Genomic DNA, 10025 nt, shown 5'->3' on the forward strand with positions numbered 1-10025 from the left:
GCTGCGGGCCGCATAGCCGAGCAGCCACCAGCTGCCCTCGAAACACCCTGCGGCCAGCTGCCAGGGCCAGCGCCCCGCACCCGCGACCACTGCCTCCAGCGCCGTGCCCAGCAGCGCCAGCGGCACCACCACCAGGCTCCACCAGGGAATCGCCAGCAGGTTGACCAGCGGCCCGGCACGCGAAGCCTGGCCGAACAGCGCCACGGTGAGTGGCAGCAGCGCCAGCGTGGCCACGCCCTGGGCCGCCAGGAAGGTGCGCAGCCAACGCGGGTCGCGCCCCGGCAGGCACCAGACCAGCCACAGCACCCCGGCGAAGCTGAGCCAGAAGCCGGGCGCCAGCACCGCCAGCGGATCCACCAGCAACACCGCCAGGGCGGCCAGCGCCAGTGACTGGCCGACGGTCACCCGGCGCCGGCTGCAGCGTGCGGCGGCCAGCACCGCAATCATCAGCACGGTGCGAACGGTGGGCAGCGCGAAGCCGGCCACGGCGGCGTACAGCGCGGCCCCGGACACGGCGGCAACGGCCACCCCCAGCGGACGTGGCCAGTAGCGGCCCAGCGGTGGCCATGCGCGCCAGACCCACGCCGCCAGCCAGGCCGCGAAGCCCGCGACGAGCCCTACGTGGAAGCCGGAAATCGCGATGAGATGGGTGAGCCCGAGCGCGCGCAGGTCGTCCCAGTCGGCCTGGGTGAGCGCGCGGGTATCGCCCAGTGCAAGGGCCTGCACGAAACGCGCCCCCTCGCCATGCACCTGCGAGGCAATGGACGCCGCCATGCGCTCACGCCAGGCCGGAACGCCACTGGCGGGCGCCAGCATGCGCGCGCGTGCCGGTTCACGAACCTGCCCGGACCCCGCCAGCCCCTGCACCAGGGCATGGCGCTCCGCGTCGAAGCCACCGGGATTGCGCAGCCCCCGTGGCGACCGCAGACGTGCATGCAGCACCCAGCGTGCGCCGGCCTGCACGTGTCGACGCGCATCCTCGCCGCCATCGGGGCGGGCAGGCCAGCCCATCGCAAACAGGCGGCCACGCACATCCGGTGGCAGCGCGGCATCGTTGTCAACGCGGAACAGGAAACGGGTGCTGCGCGCGCCGTGGTCGGGCAGGCTCACCACCCTTCCCTGCAGCACGTCATCGATGGCCGCTGCCCCGGCCGGCAACTGCCCAGCAAGCGACGCGTGCGCATGCAGGGCCGCGCAGCCCATGCCCAGCAGCGCAGCACCCAGCCATCGCCATCGCGAGGGCCACCCCCACACGATCAAGCCGACACAGACCGCCACCATCCCCAGCGCACGCGGCAGCAACTGCGGTGCGAACACGGTGATGCATACGCCAAGCAGCAGGGTCGCGGCGCAGGCCTTGCCGAACAGGGGAAGTGGAACTGCCGCTGGCGCACCCTCACGGGCTGCCGCGATGACCATGCAATGCTCCGGGCACAAAACCCGATGCTGGGCCGGCGCGGACATCCGCACCATCAGGCGGCTCGCCATCTGGATGTGGGTGAATGTCGTGGCGTCGTCATGCCAGCAGGTCAACGTCGACCCAAACGAAAAAGCCGACCTGATGGCCGGCTTTTCTGTGGGTGCCACTGCAGTCTCTGCGACTGGAGTGGTGGGCGGTACAGGGTTCGAACCTGTGACCCCTACCATGTCAAGGTAGTGCTCTACCGCTGAGCTAACCGCCCGTTTCCTGCGTCTACGCCGTTGCGAATGCGTCGGGGCAGGCCGCGTATATTACGGACGTCCCCCGGCAAGCGCAACACTTTTGTGAAGATATTTCACAACGCGCTGTTCAGCCCAGGCTGGCCTCCTTCAGCTGCCGGATCTGGTCGCGTACCTGCGCGGCGTCTTCAAACTCCAGGTCGCGGGCGTGCTGGTACATCTTCTGCTCCAGCGCCTGCAGCCGCTTGGCGATCTGGGCCGGACCGAGCGTGCGGTAATCCACCGCCTCTTCGGCCACTTTGCCACCGCGCCCCTTGCCCTTGCCGCGCGATTCTTTCTCGGCCGCATCCGAGCGCGCCCCTTCAAGCACATCGGTGATCGGCCGCAGCACCGACGTGGGTGTGATGCCATGCAGTTCGTTGTATTCGACCTGCTTGGCGCGACGACGGTCGGTTTCGTCGATCGCCGCCTGCATCGAGCGCGTGATCTTGTCGGCGTACAGGATCGCCTTGCCACGCAGGTTGCGTGCGGCCCGGCCGATGGTCTGGATCAGCGAGCCGGTGGAACGCAGGAAACCTTCCTTGTCCGCGTCCAGAATCGCCACCAGCGACACCTCGGGCATGTCCAGGCCTTCGCGCAGCAGATTGATGCCCACCAGCACGTCGAACTTGCCCAGGCGCAGATCGCGGATGATCTCCACCCGCTCCACCGTGTCGATGTCCGAATGCAGGTAGCGCACGCGGATGCCGTGCTCGGTGAGGTAGTCGGTGAGATTCTCGGCCATCCGCTTGGTCAGCGTCGTGACCAGCACGCGGTCGCCGAGCTTGATCCGCTCGTTGACCTCGCTCATCAGGTCGTCGACCTGGGTACCCACGGGGCGGATCTCCACCACCGGATCGATCAGGCCGGTCGGGCGCACCACCAGTTCAGTGATCTCATCGCCGGCTTCGCGCAGTTCGTACGGGCCGGGCGTGGCCGACACATAGATGCTGCGCGGGCAGCGCGCCTCCCACTCCTCGAAACGCAGCGGGCGGTTGTCCAGCGCCGACGGCAGGCGGAAGCCGAACTCCACCAGGGTTTCCTTGCGCGAACGGTCGCCCTTGAACATCGCGCCGATCTGCGGAATGGTCACGTGCGACTCGTCGATCACCAGCAGCGCATCGGGCGGCAGGTAATCGAACAGGGTCGGCGGCGGCTCGCCCGGCGCCTTGCCGGTGAGGTGGCGCGAGTAGTTTTCGATGCCGTTGCAGAACCCGACCTCGGCCATCATTTCCAGGTCGAACTGGGTGCGCTGCGCCAGCCGCTGCGCTTCCACCAGCTTGTTCTGTTCGTAAAGCTGCTCCAGGCGCGGCTTGAGCTCGGCCTTGATGGTTTCCACCGCTGCCAGCACGCGCTCGCGGGTGGTCGCGTAGTGGGTCTTGGGGTACAGCGTGTAGCGCATGAGCTTGCGCAGGCTTTCGCCGGTGAGCGGGTCGAACATGCTGATCTGCTCGACCACGCCGTCGAACAGCTCGATGCGTACCGCCTCGCTGTCCGACTCGGCCGGGAACACGTCGATGACTTCACCGCGCACGCGGAACGTGCCGCGCTGCAGCTCGTACTCGTTGCGGGTGAACTGCAGCGAGGTCAGGTGATTGATCAGGTCGCGCTGCTCGATGCGTTCGCCGGTGGACAGGATCAGGCGCAGCGACAGGTAGTCCTCCGGCGCGCCCAGGCCATAGATCGCCGAGACCGTGGCCACCACGATCGCGTCCGGGCGCGACAGCAGGGTCTTGGTCGCGGCCAGGCGCATCTGCTCGATGTGCTCGTTGATCGAGCTGTCCTTCTCGATGAAGGTATCCGACGCCGCCACGTAGGCTTCGGGCTGGTAGTAATCGTAGTAGCTGACGAAGTATTCGACCGCGTTGTTGGGGAAGAACGACTTGAACTCACCGTACAACTGCGCGGCCAGCGTCTTGTTCGGCGCCATGATCAGCGTCGGCTTCTGCACGTTCTGGATCACGTTGGCAATGGTGTAGGTCTTGCCCGAGCCGGTCACGCCGAGCAGGGTCTGCTTGGCGATGCCCGCCTCGAAGTTGGCCGTCAGCTTCTCGATCGCCGCAGGCTGGTCGCCAGCCGGCGAATACGGGGAGACAAGTTCGAAGCGATCGCTCATGGTGCCGCCATATCCGGGGCCTACCAGTATACCGGGGGCAATGGTGACGGCCGGCTGAGGGGAAGGCTGAGCCTGGCGACTGCGTTCCGCCGATGGGAACCGCACACCCTGCGACCCAGGCTGGTCACCTGCTCCTGCGATGGATGGACGCGCCGTGACCGCCACGAACCGCCGTTGGATACTGCTCCGCCCTGCAGGGTTGACCCTGCTTGAACTGACCGTGACCCTCGCCGTCGCAGCCGTGCTCTGCGCCATCGCCCTGCCCGGCCTGCAGCCGCTGCTGGACCGCCAGCGGGCCGCCAGCGCGCGCCAGGTGCTGAGCAGCCACCTGGCCTTCGCGCGGCTGGCCGCCATCCAGCAGCGTCAGGCCATCCGGGTGTGCGCCAGCATCGATGGCACAACCTGCAGCGGGGATGCGAACGGCTGGGCGGCGGGCTGGATCGTCCATCGCGCGGGACCGGAGGGGGGGCCGGCCACCGCGGAGGGTCCCGCGCTGCGGCATCACACGCCGGGCTACCCGCCCGGCTGGACGATCCGCTCCAGCGATGGGCGCCGGCATCTGCGCTTCCTGCCCGATGGCCGCGCCTGGGGTACCAATCTCACCCTGCAGATCTGCGTCCGGGGCGACCTGATGGCAGAAGTCGTGGTGAACAACAGCGGGCGGGTGCGCTCGGAGAGCGTGCGGCGTCCGGGGGGGTGTCCACCCTGATCGGATCGCGCGCGGGCAACTCACGTGTCCGCCATGCGCATCAAAAAGAAAAGGCTGCGATTTCTCGCAGCCTTTTCAGGATCTGGCGCCCGAAGTTGGACTCGAACCAACGACCCCCTGATTAACAGTCAAGTGCTCTAACCGGCTGAGCTATTCGGGCGGGGAGGCGCATTCTAGACGCTCACACCCGACCTTGCAACACTCCGCGCACTTACCAGCAGGTTACACCCGATACATTGCCGGGCGTTTTCTGATTGGCCTGGTTGACCGTCAACGTCCCACATTTATCGCGCGCCTGTGCACCCGTGGGTACAGCAGTTATCACGAAGGTCGAGGCAGCGGGATTCACGCTCACCGCGTACGAGGCCGTGCCGGTACGTGGCGAATTCACACTCGTAGTACCCGTCTCACGGAACGTGAACCCGGCATAGCTGTTGTTGATGGTGTGGTAGCGCTCCGCACGCTGGGCGTACTCCACCATCTCGGCCTTTGCCAGCGCCCGCTTGGACGACCGCACGTGCTCGGTGTAGCTCGGGTAAGCAATGGTCGCCAGGATGGCAATGACAGCCACCACGACCATCAGCTCGATCAGGGTGAAGCCCGCGGCTCCTGCCCTGCCCTTCCCACTGGAACGAAAGAAAGTCACTGGATCTGCCTCCACGATTGACGTCCACACGGATAGGGTCGAAATACCTGCGGCCCCGTACCGTTGGGGAACCACTGCCAGCATTCGTGATTGGGGGGGGATGGAGTCCCGGTAGGGCCACCTGGGGGCGGACTCATCAGCCCTTGCGAGGGCAGCGAACCGACGCCCACATCGGTGATGGCCGCACTGCCGGGCGACGGGGTTTGAATCGCGGCGGTTCCGCTGGCAAGCGCGGTCCCGTTGATCGATCCCAGGCGGGCCCCTCCAAGGGCGCCTTGGCCAGTGATCGCCTGCAGCACAAAGGTCCAGTTCACGCCCCCGGACGCGCAGCCCGATGCGGGCCGCGATGGCACATACGTGCGCAGATACAGGTCGCCCTCTGAGATGGTGGGCTCGCCGATGGCGCGCTCACCACCCGGCAGGTCGATGTACCAGCCGCGGCTATCGGAAGGCGCAGTGCCGGTAGAAAGCCCACGCCCATCGGGCGTTGTCACCACTGAACCGGCCGTCAGGTTGGCGCGGGTAAGCGTGGTGGAGATCGCCCCATCGACTGTGTCGTTCACGCCGTACAGGCTCTGCACCGAGGTATCGGCCGGGTCATCGACGAAAGAGAAACTACCCGTGCCGAAGAACAGCATGTTTCCGCCCGCTTCCCCGGCCATCGATTCCAGGCCGCCAATGATGGGCTGACGCAGGGTCCGGCCGCCCTCGTTGTAACTGAGCGTAGTGAACATCGGCACGGTCAGGTTGGTCTGTGCGCGCAGGTCGAACTTCCACACCGCACCCTTCTGGTCCGCAGCATACGCCGTATCGGCATAGCCGTCCGAGCCGAGCGTCACCGGGTTGGTGGCCCGATAACGATCCACCACCACGACCGCGCCCAGACCGTTGCTGCCCGTGGGCACGGCTGCGCCGGATTCCACGGCTTCGATCATGGTGACGGTGGGCGTGCCGGTCTTGATGTCCACCAGGAACAGTACCGCCTTGCCACTTGCGCTGTTGTAGCCATTGCCGAATACCGCGCGCCACACTGGCACACCGGCGCTGTCAAGCATCGGCACGATGACCGGCTTGCCCAGCACGTGGCCGATATTGTTACGTACGGCTGCAGGCAGGGCAGCGTCCAGGTCGCTGATCTCCCACAGCTTGCTGCCGGCGGCAAACGTGGTACCCGGGGTGACATCAAGGGCAAAAACGCTGCGGCCGCCGGCGCCGGAGGCACCTACAAGCGTGGTATGCCACGCGTTGGCATAACGGCTGTCCGTCACCGTGATCTTACCATCGACATAATAACGATGGTCGAACTTCTGGTCGTTGAGGTTGCGTGGATCATAAGGGAACAGCAGGTTGCCCATGTGACCCAGCGCCGTAGCCGGAATGTAGGCGAAGGCCTCCTGCCCGCCGCCCGCGATCGTATTGCCTGCCGCGTCCATGCCTCCATTGAAGGCGTGCAGCATGCCGTCGTTGGCACCCACATAGACCCGGTAGTTGGAGCGGGCCTTCTTGTCATCCACGTACGCCTGGTAGCTGGTGGCCAGAGCGCCTCCCAGACGGCGATAGCCATAATCGTCGCCAGGCGCGGTCACCACCGGACTGGAATTGACGATGTCGCCCAGACGGGTGGTGCGGTCGCGCAGCCTGCCGCCGTTCTTGACCTCACGGCTCTGGTCACCCTTCAGGTACGCCACCGCCGCCGTGACGTCGGCCCCCAAGGACGTGATCGCCGCCGCGCTGCAACGCGACATGCCCGGGTAGAGACTGGCCGACTTGGTGCACAGGTCATCCAGCGTCACCGTCCCTGCAGTGAAGGCTCGGGTGGTGCCATCCTTCGTATAGAAGACCTCGCGCCCGCTGCCGGTCATTTCGGCGGCCGCTTCCCACAGGGGGGTATAGACGATTTCCCGCGCCGCGTTGGTTGATATCCTGCTTGCCGCAAGGCGGCCAAACCAGTCTGTACCCTCATTGGCGATTTCATAGCTCGGTGCAACCGAGATCGAACCGGCACCGACGCGCGCGCCGCTTGAACCGCTGCCTCCGGACGGGGAGGCACCCGACGTCACGGACGACAACACGCGCCGCATCGCCGTGGTGATTTCTTCCGGCGTGCGAGCATTGATGTACTCGCCACGGGTATTGACGGTGGCGTGCCAGATGTCGTCCACCGTGCTGCGCTGATCATTCTCACGCGGCGGCCAGTTGCCGTAGATCGAGGCATCGGTATAGGGATCCTGATCCAGATCCGGATTGAACAGATTGCCGCGTGCGCCAAGCGTAACGCCGTAGAAATTGATGTGGAGGTTGGCCTGGCAGTCCAGCCGCTTGTCAGGGTTGGCAGCACTGCAGGCCTGCGGGACCGGGACCTTGCCCGCAGTCAGGTCGGTGCGCAGCGGAGATCCGCCATTCACGTCGTTGTAGTACTTGCTCACGATGTCAGCCATCGTGTTGGAGTTGCCGTCCCGGAACGGAGCGCCCATCGCACCGTCGTTGTTGCCCACCGTGGGTCCATCGCCGTTGCTGAAACCATCAGTGAACAACATCACTGCGTTCTTCTGGCACATCAGCTTTACCGGAGCGCCGGCATCGGTCCGGGTCATCTGCAACGCTGCGGCATTGACGGCCTGACGATTTGGCGTACCGCCGCTGGCGGTCAGCGCGATCATGTCGGTGTACAGCGCCAGCTTGTCCGTGTCGTTGGCCATGTCACGCATGGCCAGGCGCTTGGTTGCCGACGTGCCGCTGTCATAGCTTCCGTTCTGATTGATCCGGAAGTAACCGACGCGCAGGTTGTTGATACCCGAAAGCGAGCGGGTCATGCCAGCGATCATCGCGCGGTTGCGGTTTCCATAGTAGGAGAACCAGTTCGCAAAGTTCTGCAGCGCCGCGGTATTGCCTGCCGCGATGGTGTACTTCCACATCGAACAGTTGGTTCCGCAGGCATTGTCCACCTTGACCCGCGTGACTCCGCTGTAGGCATTGATCACGCCGGGAATCTGCGGATATGCGTCGTTGTTGCTGGTCCAGCGCAGGTAGAACGTGGCCGGCGTGTACTCCATGTACACCGTCGCCACGCCACTGTTCCAGGTGTAGTCGGAGGTGCGCCGATAGTCCGTGTTGTTGTAGCGGTAGAACGTCCCCGCCGGAATGACCATGCCATCCTGCATGCGGAACGAGTCCGCGGACGCAGTACTGTAGTAGTTGGAGGCCAGCGCCACCGTCGCGGTGTTCCGCGGATCGATGCGGGTGGCCAGCAGGCCGGCGTTGCCATACGACGCGCCGTTGCCGGCGACCCACGGCTCATACTTCACCGACGGGTTGAAATAGGTCGGATTGAACTCGGCAGAGCGTGCGAAACCGAGCTGGTCAATCGGCGGAATGCCGTAGCGCCCGGTGTCGATGCGCGGTCCCGGGACAACATGCAGATAGTCGCAGTTGCCAGAGGTGTACAGTTTGCCATTGGCGTCGAAGAAACTCTTGCGCGTCGTATTCCAGCACCCCTCACCGTCCTGGCCGGGAAACTGCGTCTGGAAGGTCATCGAGCCGGAGTCATCGACCGCCATGATGAAGGCGGGCGCGGTCTGCACCTGGTTGTTCATCGGTGCCTGTGCCAGAACACCCTGCGCCTGTGCGGCAATCAGTGTGTTGTAGACCACCAGGGCCACGCCAAGCGACGTGACAGCGGAGGCGGCGGTAATCCATTTGAATCTGCGCGATGCCATGGCCGCGTCCTCAGAGCTTGAAAATGGTGTCGATGACCGACGACGACGTCGGGCTGGCCGGGTTGTCGGCGGAGAAGGCCGTGATCTGGTAGCTGGAGGTCGCCGTGTCGATGGTTCCCCCCATTTTGTTCGAATTGCCCGCCGAGTCGCCCCCACAGGAATCAATGCGGCGCACCTTGACCTCCGGCGCTGCGGTAACGCTGCGCGCCCGTCCCCACTCGACAGCATCGAATGCGGCGCAGTCCAGGCTCACCGCGGACTCGGAGAACAGGCTTCCCGCAGGCAATGCGGTGCGATTGAAGATGGCCGCGGTGGTAGCTTCGGCACTGCGGACGGCACCTTCGGTATTCTGGAAGGAGACGTTGACCGCACGGTAATTGGACGCCATCTTTTCCTGCATGCCTGCCACCTGCATGCCGGCGATGCCGAGCAGGGCCAGCAGGATCAGCATGATCAACGCCACGTACAGCACTGCGCCACGTTGGCCGCGCGGGCCGGACCAAGCTCGAATGATCTTCACGGTAGCCATGCTCAGTTCCCGAAGAGGCGATTGCGCAGCGCGATGCTGGCTTCGTAGGTGGTGCGGTAGCGGCCATCGGTGACCGCGCTGGCGTTGTAGGTGGTGCCCAGCGTGCCCAGGGCGGAAACGGCATCGGCTTGGGTCACGCTGGATGCCCCGGGACTACGCAGCACCAGCCCGACCTGGACCATGCCCACCCGGCGCCATTCCCCGGCACCTGCGGCATTGGTCTGGGTGGTAACGGCAGAAGCCGTCTTCTGCGTGGTGATGTTGCCGATCGGCAGTGAGCCTTTGCTGATGTTGGTGACCGTGTCCTGTCCGAACAGCAATTGCATGTTTTCGACCCCCTCGACCAACTCCTCGTTGACCGCGTAGGCCCCCGCCGAGTTACCGCGCGCGCGCCGCAGCCCGGGCTGCTGGGTAGCCGCATTGATGCCCACGTAATAGACCAGCGATTCGGCTCGGTAAACCATGGTGGGCGCCTGGGGGGCCGGCACGAAACGCGACAGGTTCGCGCCGGTGGCAGTGACGGTGTTGCCGCTGACGCTGCCACGAAACACCTCGGCCCCGCCGCAGTCGGCGATGCCGAACAAGGTCGGTGCGGCGACGCCGTTCTCGGT

The 10025-nt window shown here is 65.4% G+C and carries 7 protein-coding genes and 2 tRNA genes; 1 reads left to right on the forward strand and 8 read right to left on the reverse strand.

Features of this window, described 5'->3' with window-relative positions:
- From DBR34_RS23095 to uvrB, 3 genes are all read right to left on the reverse strand, one after another.
- The coding region (locus DBR34_RS23095; protein WP_258223911.1) for a ComEC/Rec2 family competence protein at positions 1–1419 on the reverse strand (1419 nt) is incomplete at its 3' end.
- A 188-nt stretch (positions 1420–1607) separates the two neighbouring features.
- Positions 1608–1682 (reverse strand) — tRNA-Val (locus DBR34_RS13335).
- 107 nt (positions 1683–1789) lie between these two features.
- The gene (gene uvrB, locus DBR34_RS13340) at positions 1790–3814 is read right to left on the reverse strand and encodes an excinuclease ABC subunit UvrB (protein ID WP_128097146.1); all 2025 of its coding nucleotides are present in this window, start codon (positions 3812–3814) and stop codon (positions 1790–1792) included.
- Between the two features lie 199 nt (positions 3815–4013).
- On the opposite strand from uvrB, the gene DBR34_RS13345 reads away from it, so the two are divergent.
- On the forward strand, positions 4014–4523 hold the full coding sequence (locus DBR34_RS13345) for a GspH/FimT family pseudopilin (protein ID WP_219928290.1): 510 nt from the start codon (positions 4014–4016) through the stop codon (positions 4521–4523).
- Between the two features lie 83 nt (positions 4524–4606).
- On the opposite strand, the gene DBR34_RS13350 is transcribed toward DBR34_RS13345, so the two are convergent.
- The 5 genes from DBR34_RS13350 to DBR34_RS23100 form a co-directional block, all read right to left on the reverse strand.
- Positions 4607–4683 (reverse strand) — tRNA-Asn (locus tag DBR34_RS13350).
- A 51-nt stretch (positions 4684–4734) separates the two neighbouring features.
- Positions 4735–5169 carry a type IV pilin protein gene (locus DBR34_RS13355; protein WP_258223912.1) on the reverse strand — a complete coding sequence of 145 codons (435 nt, stop codon included), beginning with the start codon at positions 5167–5169 and terminating at the stop codon, positions 4735–4737.
- Positions 5166–8885: a PilC/PilY family type IV pilus protein gene (locus DBR34_RS13360; RefSeq protein ID WP_128097149.1), complete on the reverse strand. Its 3720-nt coding sequence runs from the start codon at positions 8883–8885 to the stop codon at positions 5166–5168. The genes DBR34_RS13355 and DBR34_RS13360 overlap by 4 nt, the downstream gene beginning before the upstream one ends.
- 10 nt (positions 8886–8895) lie before the next feature.
- Positions 8896–9414 (reverse strand): PilX N-terminal domain-containing pilus assembly protein, encoded by a 519-nt coding sequence (locus tag DBR34_RS13365; RefSeq protein WP_128097150.1) that lies wholly within the window; start codon positions 9412–9414, stop codon positions 8896–8898.
- Between the two features lie 2 nt (positions 9415–9416).
- The coding region (locus tag DBR34_RS23100; RefSeq protein ID WP_258223913.1) for a PilW family protein at positions 9417–10025 on the reverse strand (609 nt) is incomplete at its 5' end.

Source organism: Stenotrophomonas sp. HMWF003 (genome assembly GCF_003061285.1).
Taxonomy (GTDB): domain Bacteria; phylum Pseudomonadota; class Gammaproteobacteria; order Xanthomonadales; family Xanthomonadaceae; genus Stenotrophomonas; species Stenotrophomonas maltophilia_AP.

Coding starts and splice junctions, on each gene's coding strand:
- uvrB (WP_128097146.1), bottom strand. CDS start 3,814: ATGAGCGATCGCTTCGAACTTGTCTCCCCGTATTCGCCGGCTGGCGAC.
- DBR34_RS13360 (WP_128097149.1), bottom strand. CDS start 8,885: ATGGCATCGCGCAGATTCAAATGGATTACCGCCGCCTCCGCTGTCACG.
- DBR34_RS13365 (WP_128097150.1), bottom strand. CDS start 9,414: ATGGCTACCGTGAAGATCATTCGAGCTTGGTCCGGCCCGCGCGGCCAA.